Here is a 17,579-nt window from a genome sequence, read left to right as displayed (position 1 = left end):
TCGTCTAATCGTGTACGTCAATTTAGGGTAGGGTATACTGACTAGTCGCCGCGACCAACGTCCGCCGGCGACAAAACTTAGGTTAGCCTAAGTTATTGAACGTCATGTCGCCAGATGATCTGAATCACGCTTCGGTGAGCAGTGGACCACCCCTTGTGCGTTACAAAGATTAGGCTAACCTACCCAAGGGTGGTGAGTTGAGTTCGGTCGCCGCGACCCACGCGATTCGCGCGCTCCGGCGCAGTGGACGCCATTCGCCAGATGAACGAGATAGCCGACGCCGCGGTCGGCGAGAACGGGGAACGAACATGTCGCAGAGCAGCGTGGTCTTGGAGGAGGCCGGCTCCACCAATACCCTCGCAGCAACTGTCCGAGAGGCGATGTCGGCGGGGAACACCACGCTGTCCGTGCTCGACTCCGACACCGGCGAGTGGGTCACCGCGCCCTGGCGCGAGGTCCACGCACGCGCCGAGCAGATCGCGATGCAGCTACTCGCCGACAGTGAGCTGCACGAGCCGCTCGCTGTCGGACTCATCGGCGATCCCACCGTCGACCTGATCGCCGCGATCCAGGGTGCGTGGCTCGTCGGAGTGCCGGTGAGCATTCTGCCCGGACCCATCCGTGGAGCCGACGAGGACCGGTGGGCGCAGACCACCTACTCGCGGTTCGTCTCGATCGGCGTCGGCACAGTCCTGGGAAGCGGCTCCCAGCTCGACCTGCTCTCGAAGGTCGATGGTCACCTCAGGATCGCGCGGGTCGCCGAGTTCGGTGTCGCTGCCGACACCACCGACTTCGTCGCCCGCAACGTCAACAGCAACACCGTCGCTGTCCTGCAGGGCACCGCCGGGTCGACCGGTGACCCCAAGACCGCGGTGCTCCCGGCGTCGGCCGTGTACTCCAACGCGATCGAACTCGTGAGCCGCCTCGGGCTGCACCGCACCCGCGACACGGGGTTCAGTTGGCTCCCGCTGTACCACGACATGGGCCTGATGTTTCTGCTCGCCGGCATGACCACCGGCATCTCCACCTATGTGGTGCCGAACACCGCGTTCGCCGCCGCGCCGTTCAAGTGGATGCAGTGGCTGACCGAGACGAAGGCCACCGTGACGGCCGCCCCGAACTTCGCCTACGACATCCTCGGTCGCTACGGGAAGCTCCTGCGCGACGTCGACCTGTCGAACCTCCGCGTCGCGATCAGCGGCGGCGAGCCGATCGACGCCGACGCATTCGACAAGTTCCTGGAGGCGACCGCGCCGTTCGGTTTCGATCGCTCGGCGGCGGCACCCGCCTACGGCATGGCCGAATCCGCTTGTGCCGTGACGATGCCCGCAGTCGGCGAGGGCGCACATTACGACGAGGTGACCGTGACTCCGCCCGGCGGCGGCGAGCCCATTCGACGCCGGTACGCGATCCTCGGAAAGCCGCTGGGCGGCATGCAGATTCGGATCGTCGAACCGAATATTGACGTTCCCGCCATCGACGGTCGTTCCGTGGGCCACGTGGAGATCCGTGGTGCCTCGATGATGCGCGGCTATCTCGGCAGCGCCGATCTCGGTGCGGGGGAATGGTTCTCCACAGGTGACCTCGGTTACCTGATCGACGACCGCCTGGTCATCTGTGGACGGGCCAAAGAGGTCATCATCGTCGCCGGACGCAACCTGTTCCCGATCGAGATCGAGCGCGCGGCCGCCGAGGCCGCCGGCGTTCGGCGTGGCGGCGTGGTCGCGATGGCGCGGGGCGAAGGGTCGTCGCGTCCGGGCCTGGTGATCGTCGCCGAGTACAAGGGTTCGGACCCGGAAAAGGCTCGTGCCGAGGTCATGTCGGAGGTCGCATCGGCATGCGGGATCATGCCGGCGGAGGTGATCTTCGTGGCCCCGGATTCGGTTCCACGTACCACCTCGGGCAAGATCCGTCGCCTCGAAACCCGCCAGATGGTCGAGGACGGGACGCTCGGATCGGTCGAGCGACAGTGAGCCAGGTGGTGACAAGAGGTCGTGGATGGCAGGGCGCCGTCCTCAAGCTGCTGGGCGGCGACGACTTCCGGCTCACCGTGACCGGCTCCGAGGTGGTGACCGATCACTATGTGCGCCTGACGTTCACCGGCGGAGGGCTGCTCGCGAAGAGGGCACCGCACCCCACGATGTGGATTCGGCTGTGGTTCGACGACGCGGGAAGACTCCATCAGCGGGGATACACCGTCGTCGATGCCGACCCCGTCGCCGACACGTTCGGGATCGAGTTCGCGATCCACGACGGCATCGCCGCCCGCTGGGCGCAGCAGGCGCAGCCCGGGGACACGATCAACGCGACCGTGATGGGTTCGAGGTTCGCGATGCCCGCAGACGGGATCCGCGGCTGGATCATCGCCGGCGACCCGGCCTCACTGCCGGCGATCAACTCGCTGCTCGACGCCATCGAGGCATCCGATCGCCCGGAGATGCCTGCCACGATCTGGTTGGAGTACCAGCATGAGAGCGACAGGTCCCTGCCGCTGCGTGCTCGTGCGCACGACACCGTCCACTGGATCGCGCGTGAGGACGAGGGCGCCGCACTCGTCCACGCCGTGCGCGCCTCGGCGTTCGCGGCGCACGACCACTTCGGTTGGGTCGCACTGGACTCGGTCAGCACCCGCGCGGTGTCGGCGACGCTGAAGACCGAGTACGGCATGCCCAAGAGGTCGGTGAAGGCGCAGGCCTACTGGATCCCGGGCAAGTCCTTCGCCTGACCCTTCGAGACGCTCGCAAGCTCGCTCCTCAGGGAGCGGGGAGACGCTCGCAAGCTCGCTCTTTCTGCTCCTTGAGTAGCCCGGAGCTTGCGGAGGGCGTATCGAAAGGACCCTTCGAGACGCTCGCAAGCTCGCTCCTCAGGGAGCGGGGAGACGCTCGCAAGCTCGCTCCTCAGGGAGCAGGTCAAGCGAGGTCGAACACCACCGGGGCATGATCGCTGGCGCCCTTGCGTTTCCGCGCCTCGCGGTCGATGTGCGCGCCCATCACGCGTGTGTCGAGCGCGGGCGAACAGAACGCGTAGTCGATCCGCATCCCCTCGTCGCGTGGGAAGCGCAACTGGGTGTAGTCCCAGAACGTGTAACCCGGGGCGTAGGGGAGCGCGGAGTCGACCAGACCGCCGTCCAGAAAGCGCTGCACCGCTGCGCGTTCCGGAGGTGTGACGTGGGTGCGTCCGTCGAAGTATTCGCGATCCCAGACGTCGTCGTCGGTCTGCGCGACGTTCCAGTCGCCGGCCAGCATCATCTCGGCGGCCGGATCGTGAGCCAGTCGCAGCGCGATGTGGTCACCGAGGGCGTCGAGCCAGCGGAGTTTGTACTCGTAGTGCGGGTCCTCTGGTGTGCGGCCGTTCGGCACGTACAGGCTCCACACGCGGATCCCCGCGCACACCGCGGAGATCGCGCGGGCCTCGCGGATCGGCTGGTCGTCGACCGGATAGGTGGGTACCCCGTCGAAGGCGACCTCCACCCCGTCGAGTCCGACTCGCGAAGCTATCGCGACCCCGTTGTAGGCGCCCTGCCCGACATGAGCGACGTCGTACCCGGAGGCGAGAAAACTCATCAACGGGAAGGCGTCGTCGTGACATTTGGTCTCCTGCATGGCGAGGACGTCGACGTCGGCCTGCTCCATCCACTCGACGACCGACTCCGAACGCGCTCGGATGGAGTTGACGTTCCACGTGGCGATCCGCATCAGCTCTCCCTGTGGCTGTCGAGTTCGGCGACCGGCACACCTGCGGCGTCCCAACGGGCCCGGACGGCGGAGGCACGGGAACCCGAGGTCGACAGGATGAGCGCGAAAGTCCGTCCGGCATCACGATAGTGATCACGGTAGAAACCGATCGAGTCGGCGAACCACGTGAAGCCGGCATTGTCCTCGTCGAGCAGTCGGTCGGCCTTCGTGAGGTGGGTGACGATGGTCGTCGGAGTTCGGCCGGCGGCGTCGGGTGCGTCGAGATCGCGCATGCAGTCGTCGAAGGCATCGCGGTTGCGTCCGAAGTGATCCGGGAAATCCCACGCGCGGGCGAAGGTGGTGAACAGCGTGCCGGTGGTGGTCGCCGCGGTACCGCTGACGGTGCGCAGGCGGGTGTCGGGACCCAGATCGGGCAGCTCCGACTCGAGCGTGAGTCCGACGGCCGGGCCGACTTTCCCGGCGGCGTCGAGGAACCGACGGAGACGAGCACCGAGATCGTCGCGTGGAGTCATGACGGTCCTCGGATCAGGATGAACGAGCGGTAGTGATCGGCGGTGTACCAGGCGGTGCCGTCACTCCCGGTGACGATCCGTTCGGCATCCCGGCTGCGGCCGGGCTCCTTCGGGTTGACGTCCCATTCCCGGTAGGCGATGCGGCGTCCGTCGGCATCCGTGGCCGGCAGCCGACGCTCGTTGTTACGGAAGGTGATCCCGCCCTTCGTTCCCGGCGCCCGGGCGGCCTCCGGCCAATCACCGGCGTCGATCAGGGCGAGCGTACGCGCGACATGCGCGGGGGCCGCGGCCGGCGGGGGCGTCTTCGCCGCGGACGGCCTGGGAGTTGTCGTGGTGGTGGCCGGGGTCCGAATGGTCGAACCATTCGACGAGACGGAACCGGCCGTCGCGGATTCATCGGCTCCGGAATCGCCGGCGCTGTTGACGAACCAGGTCACCGCGAGGACCAGCGCGATGACGACGAACGCCACTGCGGTGATCGCGGCCGGTCGGCGACGTCGTGCGACGGTCGGTGTCGAGCGTGGGCGACTCGGCATCAGTGTTCCTGCAGGGTGGGGTCGGTGGCGGGAATGTCGGGGGTGACGTAGCGGTAGCTGTGGTGTAGACCGAAGCCGACTCGGCGGTACCACGCACCGGCGAGACGGTTGGTCGTCTCGACCTGCAGATAGGCATGGCCGGCGCCGTGCTCGGCACCCCACGCCACCAGTGCGGCGAGGACCTGCGACGACAACCCGCTTCGGCGTCGTTCCGGATCGGTCCACAGTGCCGACAGTCCCAGCCATCGGCGGCCATCCGGTGATTCGGTGACCACGCCCCGTCCGATCGCGGTGGCCACGGACGACCCCGTGTCGGCGTGGATCGCGGCGAAGGCTCGCGGTCCGTCGCCGGCGGTCACCACCTGTCGAACCGTGTCGGCGTCGTGGCCGGAGCGGTGCCCGGCGTAGGCGGCGAGCCAGTCCGCGTCGGGATCGTCGGCGAGACGCACTGCGTCGGAACGGGACTCGGCCAGGCGGGCCGCCAGCGCCGGTAGGTCGCCGGTGAGCATCTGCACCTCGATGTCCTCGACGCCACCGACGGTGGACGCCGTCATCAATCGTTCCGGAAGCGCGAGGAGTGGCGGTAGTCCCCGATCGGCGTACCACTGCGCGATCCGCCTGAGCGTCGTCGCATCGGGGTGTGCCGAGCGGTCCAGTGGGACCGCGGAATTCGCGCGGCGGCTGAACCCGTGCCCGGCGCGGACGAACCATCCCGCGATCCACGCCGTCTCCACGCCTGGCCACGATCGCGCGGCCACACTCTCGAGAGTGCGGATCTCGCTGTTGCGCACCGGCTTGGCCGAGAGCAACCGCACCGAGGTGATGGAGGTCCCCGGAATCGACACCACCTCGCCGTCGCGCTCCAGGCGAATCGGGTCGGCGTCGTCGATCAGGATGCCGGTGACATCCGATTGCGCCGCACCGGGATTGCCGCGCCAATCGGCGGGGGTCGACTGACCGAGCAGATAGCGCACGACGACTCGGTCGCCGATCACGGCGCCCGACTTCGTCGTGTGCAGCTGGGACACTGTCGTCCGTTGTGGCCTGGTCAGAATCGGTCAGTCGTCGTCATCGTCGTCGTGCCCGAACGGGTCGGCGACGGCGCCCGGCAGCCAGGTCAGTCCGGGTACACCCCACTTGTTGCGCTTGATGGCCTTCTTCGCGGCCCGCGCGTTGCGGCCGACGAGGACGTCGACGTAGAGGAAGCCGTCGAGGTGTCCCACTTCGTGCTGCAGCATCCGTGCGAAGAAGCCGTTGCCCTCGATGACGACCTCGGCGCCGGTCCGGTCGACGCCCGTGACGCGTGCCCAGTCGGCGCGGCCGGTGGGGAACTGCTCGCCCGGCACGGACAGGCAGCCCTCGTCGTTGTCGTCGGGATCGGGCATGGTCTCCGGGATCTCGGAGGTCTCCAGGACCGGGTTGATCACCTCGCCGCGACGACGGGTGGCCATGCGGTCGCCGTCAGGGCAGTCGTAGACGAACATGCGGGACCCGACACCGACCTGGTTGGCCGCCAGCCCGACGCCGTGGGCGGCGTCCATGGTCTCGAACATGTCGTCGAGGAGGGTGATGACGTCTTGCGACGGACGGCCGTCCGCGTCGAGCGGAACCGGGGAGGTGGGCTGGTGCAGCACCGGCTCGCCCACGATGCAGATCGGGAGAATCGCCATGTCGATCACCCTATAGCTGCTCAGGGCGCCGGAACGACGCCGGGTACGGCGTCGCGGACGGCGTCACCCAGCGGGCCCGGGATGCCCGGGAACAGGGTCGACTGCCAATCGAAGCCATCGACGGGATCGGTGACGACCTGCCCGGCGCAACCGCCCCGGAGCGACGTCACCACCCGGGCGATGATCGTCGGGTCCCGCATCTCGATGGCGTGGTCGAATCCGGTGTTGGCCAGGGGCACCGGCGAGTAGGCGCGACACTGCGCCGTGCCGTCGAGCCGGCCGTCGGTCCACTCCCCGTCGCTCTGGACGACCGAATAGCGGGTCGGGCCGGGAGCATCCGGACCCTCGTTGAGTCGTGTGACGGCGTCGGCGTACATGCAGGTGTCGTAGCCTCCGTCGCGCGGTTGCGAACATCCGCCGGGAGAGCCGTACTGGGCGGTGCCGATCGCCACGTACTCGTCGACCACCCGGGCGCCACCGAGGAACTTCAGATAATGACGCGCACCGAGGCCGCCGGCGCTGTGGGCGACGATGCCGACCGAATCGGCGCCCGCCGTGAGCGGGTCGACGACGTCCCTGATCAACCGGGCGTCGGAGGCCACGTCGCGGCCGCTCGCGTGGGCGTAGACGACCCGGTGCCCGGCCGAGCGGATGGCGTCGGCGAGCGGCCGGAAGGTCTCCTCGTTCTGGCGCTCGTCGGCGTAGAGCTGCTGGCCCGGAACGATCACCACGACCCGCTCACCCGACGCGGCCGGCGCGGCCACCGCCGGTGCGGCGAGAGCCGTGCCCGCAGCGATGCCGACGCCGGCGAACAACGCGGTCAGGCCGCGCGACAGTCCTGAGATCATCCGATTCCCCCCGGATCGACGTGTACGTGGTGAGGCGAGGCTAACAGCGACGGCTCACACGTGGCCCCGGTCGAGCGTGCGTCGTGGCGAGTCACAGCGCGATGGGACGTCGAGACCGTGGTTAGATTGTCTGCGAACCACACCGTTGTGATTCGTCGCCGTGTCCTCCGAGGTCCGAATCGGGAAACCCGGGTCGGTCCGCCGGCCCGGCGCACGTCAGCGACGGTGTGAGGGTCATCAGGTTTATCGGTGAGGGAGTGAGATGGACGGCGCAGCTGCGCGTAGCCAGAACGACGGCGATCAACCCACCCCCGACAACGGAGTCCAGCTCGATCCGCACGAGCTCGGTGCGGACGGACTGACGCGCCGGGAACACGACATCCTGGCCTTCGAACGGCAGTGGTGGAAGTACGCCGGCGCCAAGGAAGAGGCCATCAAGGAACTCTTCGGACTCTCGGCGACCCGGTACTACCAGGTGCTCAACGCGCTGGTCGACCGCCCGGAAGCGCTCGCCGCGGATCCGATGCTCGTCAAGCGACTCCGGCGGCTGAGGGCGTCGCGCCAGAAGGCCCGCGCCGCGCGCCGTCTGGGCTTCGAGATCACCTGAGACGCTGACCCCGGTCAGCCATCCGAGGTGCGTTAAGGTCGTCGGTGATGAATGCAGACCGTGAGCCCAATCGCCTCCCGCTGCGCGCGGGGGCGATGATGCTCTTCGCAGTGGCCGTCGTCTTCATCGGGCTCGGCTGGCATTCCGCGGCGACCTCGGGAAGCGAACCGGAGGCCGAGACGACCGCGACCGCCACCTCGACGCCCACCTCCGCGACCCCGTCGTCGACCTCCGCGTCGGCGTCGGCGAAGCGTGTGTGCGTGATCAACGCCGGCCAGGTGTCCGGACTCGCCTCGGATGTGACCGACCTGCTGAAGGAGAAGGGCTACACCATGGCCCAGCCCGGCAACTACACCGCGGGTGGCTTCAGCGAGAACACGATCTTCTACGACGAGGACTCCGACAAGGCGCAGGCCGATCAGCTGGCGGACGCGCTCGGCGGCACCGTCTCCGTCGAGGAACGTCCCAGCTCGTTCACCCGGTGCCGGGGCGGGTTGCCGGTGATCGTGGTGACCGCGGTCAGTGGATCGTGACGTACGCCGCCGGACTATCGTCGAAGCATTCAGAAAATTCAACAGCGCGCCTGTAGTCGTCGCGCACCGTTGGGCCGACGCCCAGTGAACCGCCCCAGCCGGGCGCAATCCCGGTGACAGTGATCAAGGAGTGACATGTCCGGACGTTCGAAACTCGCCGCGTCGCGCGCCCTCGCCGCGTTGGCTTCCGCGGGACTGATCGGGGTTGCCCTGGCCGGTTGCAGCCCCGACCAGAATCCCACGGATGTCCCCGGCACGACGCCGCCCGTGGTCACCGACAAGCCGCTGCCTCCGGGTGCTGCGGACGACGTCGACGGCGAGCCCACCGGCCAGACCGCCGTCGCCGAGATCAAGGACACGTCCGGCAAGGTCGTCGGCGAGGCCACCTTCTCGGCCGAGTCCGAGAGCGATGGTCCGGTCACCGTCAGCGTGCGCGTCACCGACGGCGATCTGCCGGCGGGCTTCCACGGCATGCATATCCACGAGAACGGTGTGTGCGACGCCGGTTCCGGTGGGGCGCAGGCCTTCACCTCGGCCGGCGGCCACCTGCAGGTCGACGGGAACACCAGCCACCCCTCGAGCGGTGACCTGGTCTCGATCAACATCCTCGAGGACCACACGGGCCGTACCGTCACCACGACGGACGCGGTGAAGCTGGACCAGATCTTCGGCAAGGCCATCATGATCCACGAGAAGCCGGACAACTTCGGCAACATCCCGGCCGACAAGTACCCCGGCGGGCCGAAGGAAGACACCCTGAAGACCGGTGACGCCGGGTCCCGCATCGCCTGCGGTGTCATCGAAGAGCAGAGCTAGGCACCCGCGATCCGGCATCGATCGCGGCCGTCCGTGACACCGATCGAGTTCGACGGGTCGCCGACCCCCACCCTGGGGGTCGAGTGGGAATTCGCGCTGACCGACAAGGTCACCGGCGATCTGTCGAACTCGGCGGCGGCACTGTTCGCCGCGGTCGAGGAGCATCACCCCGAACGTCTGGGGAAGATCCACAAGGAGTTGCTCCGCAACACCGTCGAGCTGGTGACCGGCATCTGCCGCACCACCGGCGAGGCGATCGCGGACCTCACCGACACGCTCGGTGTGGTGCGCGTGCTGACCGAGGAGCTCGGCGTCGACCTGTACGGCGCGGGCACCCATCCCTTCGCCGAGTACTCGACCCAACTGCTGACCGAGGGACACCGGTACGCCGAGCTCATCGAGCGCACCCAGTGGTGGGGTCGGCAGATGCTCATCTGGGGCGTCCATGTCCACGTCGGGATCAGCCACCGCGACAAGGTGCTCCCGATCCTCGACGCCCTGCTGAACTACTATCCGCATCTGCTGGCGCTGTCCTCGTCGTCGCCGATGTGGGCCGGCCAGGACACCGGTTACGCCAGCAACCGGGCGATGATGTTCCAGCAGCTCCCGACCGCGGGGTTGCCGTTCCAGTTCGAGACCTGGGAGCAGTTCGAGGACTTCGTCGCCGATCAGAAGACGACCGGGATCATCGACCACCTCAACGAGATCCGCTGGGACATCCGCCCGTCGCCCCATCTCGGCACCATCGAGGTGCGCGTCTGCGACGGCATGACCAACCTCGGTGAGCTCTCGGCGATCGTCGCGCTGATCCACTGCCTCGTCGTCGATCTCGACCGCCGGTTCTCCGCGGGCGAGACGCTGCCGACGATGGCGCCCTGGCTGGTTCAGGAGAACAAGTGGCGGGCAGCGCGTTACGGACTCGAGGCCATCGTCATCCTCGACGCGGACTGCACCGAGAAACTCGTCACCGACGATCTCCACGAGCTGCTCGAACGCCTGCAGCCGATCGCGCGCGACCTCGGCTGCGTCGACGAACTCGCCGGCATCGGGACCATCATCGACAAGGGCGCCAGCTATCAGCGCCAGCGCGCGGTCTACCTCGACACCCACTCGATGCGCGACGTCGTCGCGTCGGTGGTCGCCGAGCTGGACTGACCGTACGTCAACCGGCGCTCAGGGCCTGCCGGTTGAGCCACCGCGTCGAAACCGCGCCTTGTTGGTTGAGCCGGTAGCGAGCGGAGCGAGCCACCGCGTCGAAGCCTAGCCATGCTGGTTGAGCCGGTAGCGAGCGGAGCGAGCCACCGCGTCGAAACCTCGTGCCTTGCTGGTTGAGCCGGTAGCGAGCGAAGCGAGCCACCGCGTCGAAACCTCGTGCCTTGTTGGTTCAACCGGTCGGTGGGTGTGGTGGCGGCCGGGTTTCGACGCGACGCCTCGCTGCGCTCGGTGTCGGCTCAACCGGCAGTGGGGTCGTGTGTCGGCTCAACCGGCGGTGGGGTTGTGTGTCGGCTCAACGGGGTTTCGACGCGACGCCTCGCTGCGCTCGGTGTCGGCTCAACCGGCGGTGGGGTTGTGTGTCGGCTCAACCGGCAGTGGGGTTGCCTACTCAGGGAGCGGGAGCTAATCCCGGTCGGGTGCCTCCATGTCCCGCTCCTCCATGAGGCCGTCGCGGGCACGCTGCTCCTGATACGCCAGGCGTCCGATCCGGTGTGCGACCACGGGTGCGGTGATCAGCGCGAAGAGTCCGGCCAGGATGAGCATTCCACTGTCGACACTGTCGCCGAGTCGCACGACGGCGCCGATCAGGACCAGCAGCAGGCCGAAGGTCTGCGGTTTGGTGGCCGCATGCATTCGGCTCAGCGTGTCCGGGAACCGGACCAGGCCGATGGCCGCGGTGACCGCAAGGAGGCAGCCGACGAGAATCAGCGTCGCGCTGACGATGTCCACAATCATTTCTTCACCGTCATGTCTGGTCATCCCGCACACGGAAGCGTGCGATCGACACCGATCCCACGAAGCTGACCAACGACAGCGCGACGATGGCCGGCACGACGGTCGAGTCCCGGCTGTAGGCCGCCCACACGCCGAGGCCACACATGCACAGGGCGATCAGTACGTCGAGCGCGACCAGGCGGTCGAGTGTGGTCGGACCCCGCAGGATCGCGACCGTCGTCAGGACCGCGGCGAGCAACAGCATCGCCGCCACGATCGTCCACACCACGCTCATGACCCCCCTCGATCCGACCGGCCCGTGGTCCGGTCAGGTTCTTCGGCCGGTCGGGCGCCGTCGACCGGCTCGATGGGCCGCACGTGATGGAAGTCCTCGTCGATGCCGTGGTACGGGCTGGGATGCCATTCGCTGTCGCGCTCGAAGGCCTTGATGAACATGCGCTCGACATACGCCACCTGGTCGTAGAAGGCGCGCACCTTCTTCTCCGAGCGGACGTCGAAGACATGGACGTACAGCATGCGCCGCCGGTGATCGATCTCGAGTACCATCGTGCCCGGCACGAGGTTCAGGTAGTCGACGGCGAGCGTGAGAACCATGTCCGACTTGATCGCCACCCGGACTCGCACGACCGCGCCGAGCGGCGGACGGCCGGGACGCAGGGCCATCCAGCCGATCTGCACACTCGAGACGAAGAAGTCGACGATCATCCGGACGAGGAGCCGCGCCACCGACAACGGATGGATACGGCCCTCGACGGGCACGCGGGGCAGCGGCAGCACGGTGAGCACCGCGATCGCCAGGACGACACCGCCGATGACGTTCGCCCAGGAGACGGTGCCCCACAACAAGACCCACACGAAGGTCAGCCAGGCGATGGTCCACAGCCGGACCCCGACCTCGCGGCCGTCGCCGCCGAGCCACTTGGGCAGGCTCGTGTGATTGCGCAGCCACACCAGGGCACTGACGAAGTGCCAGAAGACGAACAGCAGCGACACCCGCCAGGTGTTGATCACCAGCGATAGCACGGGCCCCTTGGTGGAGACCACGGGCGCGCGCCGCTTCGGCGGCCCCGTGTGCTTGCCGGTGTGCGGTTCTCCGGTGGTCACCGTGTTTCACCTCCGCCCAGTACGGCCTCGACGTACACGCCGCGGTGGACGACGTCGGTCGCGGCACTGTCGGTGAAGTCGAAGATCGGGCCTGCCCACAGCGTGAGCACCAGACCGGCGACGACCATCGCGAACGTGGGGAGCACCATCATCGCCGGCATGCGGCCGACGTCCTCACGGTCGGAGAAGGCGCCCTCGTCGCGTTCGTCGATGAGTGCGGACGGTCCCTGGTCGGCCAGCTCGCCCTCGGGGGCGTCGGCACGAGGCCGCCAGAAACCCTTGGTCCAGATGCGGGCCATCACATACAGCGTGAGCAGGCTGGTCACGACCGAACCGGTCACCAGAATCCAGGCCAGCACCGAGCCGTTCTGAACGCCGGCCTGGAGAAGGGCGACCTTGCCGATGAACCCGGAGAACGGTGGGATGCCGCCCAGATTGAGGGCCGGGACCAGGAACAGGACGGCGAGGATCGGGCTGGCGATCAGGCCACCGAGACGCCGCAACGACGCCGAACCCGCTTGACGTTCGATCAGTCCCACCACCAGGAACAACGTGGTCTGGACGAGGATGTGGTGGGCGACGTAGTAGATCGCGGCCGACATGCCGAGTTCCGACGACAGCGCGACACCGAAGACCATGTAGCCGATGTGGCTGACGAGGGTGAACGACAGCAGACGTTTGATGTCGGACTGTGCGATCGCGCCGAAGATGCCCACGAACATCGAAAGCAGACCCGCGACCATCAGCACCGTGTCCATCGACCCGCCGGGGAACAGCAGTGTGTGGGCGCGGACGATCGCGTAGACACCGACCTTCGTGAGCAGACCGGCGAACACCGCGGTGACCGGTGCGGGGGCGGTGGGGTAGGAGTCGGGCAACCAGGTCGACAACGGGAACACCGCGGCCTTGATGCCGAAGGCGACCAGCAGCACGGCGTAGAGGGCGTTGCGGGTACCGCTGGAGACGTCGTCGAGACGGACGGCCATCTCCGCGAGGTTCAGCGTGCCGGTCGTGGCGTACGCGAAGGCGATGCCGGCCAGGAAGATCAGCGACGACACCATCGACACCATCACGTACGACGCGCCGGCTCGCACGCGCTCCTCACTGGCACCGAGCGTCAGCAGCACGAAACTCGCGGTGAGGAGCACCTCGAAGGACACGTACAGGTTGAACAGGTCGCCGGCGAGGAAGGCGTTGCAGACACCCGCGGTGAGGATGAGATAGGTCGGCAGGAAGATCGACGTCGGCTGTTGCGCCGTGCCGTCCCGGATGCCCTGACCGATCGCGTACACGACGACGCAGAGCAGCACGATCGTCGAGACGACGAGCATCAGGGCGGCCAGTTGATCGACGACCAGCGTGATCCCGAGAGGACCGTTGGGGTAACCCTTGTCGCCCCAACCGCCGATCGCGACGGCGAAGGTGCCGTGCCGGTCGGTCAGGTAGAGCAGCAGACACGACGTGATGAACGCCACCGAGATCGCCACGATGGCGACCACGCGCTGGAACCGGGGGCTCCGGCCCAGCAGCAGCGACAGCGCGGCGGCGCCCAGGGGCACCAGCGTCGGCAGGGCGATCAGGACGGGAATCCAGGACGGCTGCGGAGTCATCGGTCACCCCCTTCGGAGCTGTGTGCTGCGTCGTCGGCGGCGATCTTCTCACCGGAGCTGCCGATGACATTCGGCTCGCCCGAGTCGTCGTCGGGCACCTTGTCGCCCACGACGTCCGGGTCGTCCTCGGTGTCGTCGGAACCGATCTCGTCGATGACGTCCGAGTCGGTCGGCATGATGTCGGTCTCATGCAGGGCGGAGTGCCGCTCGGCGACCTCCTCGGGGGTGAGCGGGTTGCCCGCGTCGTCGAAGTAGTCGCCGGTCACGGTGTCGGACAAGGTGACCGGGTCGTCGCTGCGGTCGCGGTCGGGGGCGGTGTCGAGCGTGCCGGTCTTGATCTTGACGTCCTCGACGTCGTCCTCGACGTCGTCGTCGTCTCGGTTGATCACGAACAGCCGGTACACGAGCGCGAGCACGAACGCCGCCACACCCATGGTGATGACGATCGCGGTCAGGACCATCCCCTGTGCGAGCGGGTCGGCGTCGGTTGCACGGTTCTCCGACGACCGGCCCAGGATCGGCGGATTGCCCATCCCGCCGGACACCACGATGATCATCAGGTTCAGCGCGTTGCCGCACAGGAGCAGGCCGAACAGCATCCGGACCAGGCTGCGTTCCATCAGCAGGTACACACCGCAGGCGGCCATGAATCCGACGACCAGCAGGAGCGGGAGGTTGGTGCTCATCGCGCCACCTGCCCCTTCCCGGTCGGTACGTTCTCGGCTGTCGGTTCGTCCGATTCGGCCGGGACCGTCTCCGACGAGGTCCGGGACCGGACCGTGGTGCGGGCCACCGTCGTCTCGACGTCGAGACGCGCACCGAGACTGCGCAGCACGTCGAGCACGAGGCCGATCACGATGAGGTAGATGCCGAGGTCGAAGAACAGCGCGGTGACCAGTTTGATGTCGCCGAGGACGGGGACGGTGATCTCGAAGACGGCCGACGAGAGCGCCGGGGCCCCGAGGAACATCGAGGTGATCGCGGTGGTGGCGGAGATCGCCAGACCCGCGCCCAGGATGCGGCCCGGTTCGATCGGCAGGGCCTCACCGAGCTCGTAGCGTCCGCCGGCGAGGTACCGCAGGACGAGTGCGAGTCCCGCCGTGAGTCCGCCGGCGAACCCACCGCCCGGCGAGTTGTGGCCGGCGTAGAAGAAGTAGACCGAGAGCACCACCATCGTCGGGAACAGCAGACGTGTCGTCGCCTCCAGCACCATCGAACGGTGCCGCGGGTCGCGCAGACCCGACCCGAGCAGCCACGTCGTGCGGTCGGGTGGGATCGGATCGTCGTCGTCCGAATCGTCGCCACTGATGCCCGCCTGCAGCCGGATGGCGTCGGCGACGCGTGGTGCCGCGCCGAAGCGTCGGTTGCGGAACACCATCGAGGCGACGCCGGTCGCCGCGACGATCAGCACCGACACCTCGCCGATCGTGTCCCAGGCGCGGATGTCGACCAGGAGCACGTTCACCGCGTTCGCGCCGTGCCCGTACTCGTAGGCGGCTTCGGGGAGGTCGACGTGCAGGGGCTCGGTCGAGCGCGCGGAGGCCGCGTACAGACCGATCACCACGAGCATGGCGCCGAATGCGAGACCGATCAGCGCGCGGAGGGGCTTGAAGCCCGTGGCATGCCGCTTCTCCGGCTCGGCGGGCAGCTTGCGCAGCACGAGCACGAAGATGACCAGCGTCAGGGTCTCCACCAGGAACTGGGTGAGTGCGAGGTCGGGGGCGCCGTAGAGCGCGAACAGCATGCCGCAGCCGTAGCCGGTGATGCCGACCAACAGTGTCGCGGCGAGACGATTGCGCAGGACGACCGCGGCGAGCGCCGAGGCGATCATGATTCCGCCGATGACGACCTGGACCGCGGTGGCGCTGTAGTCGACCTGCAGCCGGTCGCGCGCGCCGAGGAACAGGACGATCGTCGGCAGCAGGATCGCCGTGCACAGGATGACGCCCTGGGTGATGGGCAGTGAACCGCGCTGGGTGTTGCGGGTCAGCAGCAGCGAGATGGTGTCGGCCGAGCGCAGCGCAGCGTCGTAGATGCGGTCGGCGTTGAGCAGGGGCCGGAACCCGAAGACGCGGTCGCGGATTCGGCGGATGCCGAGGAAGGCGATCACACCGCCCACGATGACGATGATCGAGAAGATCACCGGGAGGCCGAATCCATGCCACAGGGCGAGGTGTTCGATCTCGTGGCCGTAGCTGTTCAGGGTCTCGGCGTAGGGCTCGAAGAGATCGCCGATCGGTCCGCTGACGAGTCCGGCCACCACTCCGGCGACCGCGAGGACGACCGGGGAGAGGTAGAAGGCCCATGAGGGTGCGTGCATCTTCGCCACTGCCGGGCTGGGCGTGTGCCGCACCTTGCGGCCGAAGGCTCCCCACAGGAAACGGAGCGTGTACGCGCAGGTGATGATCGAGCCGACGAGCAGCACTATGTCGACGGTGTGGGCCTGCCAGGGGGCGAGGGCGCCGGTGTCCCAGACCGACGCGAAGGCGGTTTCCTTGCCGATGAAACCGAAGGTGAAGGGGATGCCGGCCATGCTGGCGCCGGCGACCGCGGCGGTGATGGCGAGCACGGGTAGCCGATGACCGAGCCGCGCGAGTTTACGTATGTCGCGGGTACCGGTGGCGTGGTCGATGATGCCGACGACCATGAACAGCGAGGCCTTGAACATGGCGTGCGCGACGAGCATGGCGAGTCCGGCCATGGCCACGTTGGCGTCGCCGATGCCGACGAGCACGGCCATGAACCCGAGCTGTGACACCGTGCCGAAGGCCAGGATGAGCTTGAGGTCGAGTTCACGCAGCGACCGCCAGCTGCCGAGGACCATCGTGAACGCGCCCAGTCCGACGACGGCGACCTGCCAGCTGGCGGTGACCGAGAAGGCCGGGGCCAGCCGCGCGATCAGGTAGATGCCGGCCTTCACCATCGCCGCGGCGTGCAGGTACGCGCTGACCGGGGTGGGGGCGGCCATGGCGCCCGGGAGCCAGAAGTGGAACGGGACGATGGCCGATTTGCTGAGCGCGCCGATGAGCAACAGGACGATCGCGACGTCGACGTAGACTCCGGTCGGCGGCGCCGCGATGATCTCCGAGAGCAGGTAGGTCCCGGACCGTTCGCCCAGCATGATGATGCCGACGAGCATGGCCAGACCGCCGAAGGTGGTGACCAGCAGCGCCTGGGTGGCCGACCGGCGGGCAGTCGCGCGGACGCCGTAGAAGCCGACCAGCATGAACGACAGCACGGTCGTGAGTTCCCAGAACACATAGAGCACGAGCATGTTGTCGGAGACGACCAGACCGAACATGGCACCGGCGAAGGCGACCATCTCGCCGCCGAACAGCGCAACGCGGGGACGGGCGTCGTCGAAGTAATGGGCGCAGTAGCAGAGCACTAGGGCGCCAACCCCGAGGATCAGCACGGACAAGATCGCCGCGAGGGTGTCGAACCGGGTGACGATGTCCATCTGCAGCGACGGAACCCAGCTCACCGTCTCCACGACGGCGCGGTCGGCTTCCGGGTCGGGCCAGTGGGAGATCACCCAGATCAGGGCGCCGAGCGGCGCGAGTGCGAGGATGTAAAAGCCCCGGGTGCCGATCCAGTGGATGACTGCGGGCGCTATCAGTGCGCACACTGCCAACGCAGTCAACACGGATATCAAAAGGGCACTCCGTCTTTCTCCCGGCGGGGTGTCACGGGCGAAC

At 67.8% G+C, this 17,579-nt stretch carries 18 protein-coding genes; 6 read left to right on the top strand and 12 right to left on the bottom strand.

Going from position 1 to position 17,579, the window contains the following annotated elements:
* Positions 1-308: 308 nt before the first annotated feature.
* Together mbtM and GOAMI_RS12605 are read left to right on the top strand one after the other, a co-directional pair.
* Positions 309-1,973 carry a long-chain-fatty acid--ACP ligase MbtM gene (gene mbtM, locus GOAMI_RS12610; protein WP_006436916.1) on the top strand — a complete coding sequence of 555 codons (1,665 nt, stop codon included), beginning with the start codon at positions 309-311 and terminating at the stop codon, positions 1,971-1,973.
* Complete coding sequence (locus GOAMI_RS12605; protein ID WP_006436915.1) at positions 1,970-2,725, top strand: siderophore-interacting protein; 756 nt, start codon at positions 1,970-1,972, stop codon at positions 2,723-2,725. The genes mbtM and GOAMI_RS12605 overlap by 4 nt, the downstream gene beginning before the upstream one ends.
* 184 nt (positions 2,726-2,909) lie before the next feature.
* On the opposite strand, the gene GOAMI_RS12600 is transcribed toward GOAMI_RS12605, so the two are convergent.
* From GOAMI_RS12600 to GOAMI_RS12575, 6 genes are read right to left on the bottom strand one after another with little or no spacing between them, the layout of a single operon-like run.
* On the bottom strand, positions 2,910-3,695 hold the full coding sequence (locus GOAMI_RS12600) for an exodeoxyribonuclease III (protein ID WP_006436914.1): 786 nt from the start codon (positions 3,693-3,695) through the stop codon (positions 2,910-2,912).
* Positions 3,695-4,207, bottom strand: coding sequence for a barstar family protein (locus GOAMI_RS12595; RefSeq protein ID WP_006436913.1), 513 nt, complete (start codon positions 4,205-4,207; stop codon positions 3,695-3,697). The genes GOAMI_RS12600 and GOAMI_RS12595 overlap by 1 nt, the downstream gene beginning before the upstream one ends.
* Positions 4,204-4,743 carry a guanyl-specific ribonuclease gene (locus GOAMI_RS12590; protein WP_040004803.1) on the bottom strand — a complete coding sequence of 180 codons (540 nt, stop codon included), beginning with the start codon at positions 4,741-4,743 and terminating at the stop codon, positions 4,204-4,206. Before GOAMI_RS12590 ends, GOAMI_RS12595 begins: the two co-directional genes overlap by 4 nt.
* Positions 4,743-5,771 (bottom strand): N-acetylglutamate synthase, CG3035 family, encoded by a 1,029-nt coding sequence (locus GOAMI_RS12585; protein ID WP_006436911.1) that lies wholly within the window; start codon positions 5,769-5,771, stop codon positions 4,743-4,745. The genes GOAMI_RS12590 and GOAMI_RS12585 overlap by 1 nt, the downstream gene beginning before the upstream one ends.
* Before the next feature lie 30 nt (positions 5,772-5,801).
* Positions 5,802-6,413 carry a peptide deformylase gene (locus GOAMI_RS12580; RefSeq protein ID WP_040004806.1) on the bottom strand — a complete coding sequence of 204 codons (612 nt, stop codon included), beginning with the start codon at positions 6,411-6,413 and terminating at the stop codon, positions 5,802-5,804.
* Positions 6,414-6,433: 20 nt separating this feature from the next.
* Complete coding sequence (locus GOAMI_RS12575) at positions 6,434-7,261, bottom strand: esterase/lipase family protein (protein ID WP_006436909.1); 828 nt, start codon at positions 7,259-7,261, stop codon at positions 6,434-6,436.
* 262 nt (positions 7,262-7,523) lie between these two features.
* On the opposite strand from GOAMI_RS12575, the gene napA reads away from it, so the two are divergent.
* From napA to GOAMI_RS12555, 4 genes are all read left to right on the top strand, one after another.
* Positions 7,524-7,868: a nucleoid-associated protein NapA gene (napA, locus tag GOAMI_RS12570; protein WP_006436908.1), complete on the top strand. Its 345-nt coding sequence runs from the start codon at positions 7,524-7,526 to the stop codon at positions 7,866-7,868.
* Positions 7,869-7,915: 47 nt separating this feature from the next.
* Entirely contained in the window at positions 7,916-8,401 is a 486-nt protein-coding gene (locus GOAMI_RS12565; protein ID WP_006436907.1) for a LytR C-terminal domain-containing protein, read from the top strand.
* A gap of 135 nt (positions 8,402-8,536) precedes the next feature.
* The gene (locus tag GOAMI_RS12560; protein ID WP_006436906.1) at positions 8,537-9,217 is read left to right on the top strand and encodes a superoxide dismutase family protein; all 681 of its coding nucleotides are present in this window, start codon (positions 8,537-8,539) and stop codon (positions 9,215-9,217) included.
* Between the two features lie 33 nt (positions 9,218-9,250).
* On the top strand, positions 9,251-10,372 hold the full coding sequence (locus GOAMI_RS12555; RefSeq protein WP_006436905.1) for a glutamate--cysteine ligase: 1,122 nt from the start codon (positions 9,251-9,253) through the stop codon (positions 10,370-10,372).
* 462 nt (positions 10,373-10,834) lie between these two features.
* Here the strand turns inward: GOAMI_RS12555 and mnhG are convergent, their stop codons facing one another.
* From mnhG to GOAMI_RS12525, 6 genes are read right to left on the bottom strand one after another with little or no spacing between them, the layout of a single operon-like run.
* Positions 10,835-11,167, bottom strand: a complete 333-nt coding sequence (gene mnhG, locus GOAMI_RS12550) for a monovalent cation/H(+) antiporter subunit G (RefSeq protein ID WP_006436904.1) — start codon at positions 11,165-11,167, stop codon at positions 10,835-10,837.
* A 10-nt stretch (positions 11,168-11,177) separates the two neighbouring features.
* Positions 11,178-11,441, bottom strand: a complete 264-nt coding sequence (locus tag GOAMI_RS12545) for a monovalent cation/H+ antiporter complex subunit F (RefSeq protein ID WP_006436903.1) — start codon at positions 11,439-11,441, stop codon at positions 11,178-11,180.
* Complete coding sequence (locus GOAMI_RS12540; protein ID WP_006436902.1) at positions 11,438-12,271, bottom strand: Na+/H+ antiporter subunit E; 834 nt, start codon at positions 12,269-12,271, stop codon at positions 11,438-11,440. Before GOAMI_RS12540 ends, GOAMI_RS12545 begins: the two co-directional genes overlap by 4 nt.
* Positions 12,268-13,881: a Na+/H+ antiporter subunit D gene (locus tag GOAMI_RS12535; RefSeq protein WP_006436901.1), complete on the bottom strand. Its 1,614-nt coding sequence runs from the start codon at positions 13,879-13,881 to the stop codon at positions 12,268-12,270. The genes GOAMI_RS12540 and GOAMI_RS12535 overlap by 4 nt, the downstream gene beginning before the upstream one ends.
* On the bottom strand, positions 13,878-14,567 hold the full coding sequence (locus GOAMI_RS12530) for a Na(+)/H(+) antiporter subunit C (RefSeq protein WP_006436900.1): 690 nt from the start codon (positions 14,565-14,567) through the stop codon (positions 13,878-13,880). The genes GOAMI_RS12535 and GOAMI_RS12530 overlap by 4 nt, the downstream gene beginning before the upstream one ends.
* Positions 14,564-17,536, bottom strand: coding sequence for a Na+/H+ antiporter subunit A (locus tag GOAMI_RS12525; RefSeq protein ID WP_006436899.1), 2,973 nt, complete (start codon positions 17,534-17,536; stop codon positions 14,564-14,566). The genes GOAMI_RS12530 and GOAMI_RS12525 overlap by 4 nt, the downstream gene beginning before the upstream one ends.
* Positions 17,537-17,579 lie beyond the last annotated feature (43 nt).

Origin of the sequence: Gordonia amicalis NBRC 100051 = JCM 11271 (assembly GCF_000332995.1) — a bacterium.
GTDB lineage: Bacteria > Actinomycetota > Actinomycetes > Mycobacteriales > Mycobacteriaceae > Gordonia > Gordonia amicalis.
The sequence above is the reverse complement of the archived record's forward strand: the minus strand, read 5'-3'. Positions and strand labels throughout refer to the sequence as shown.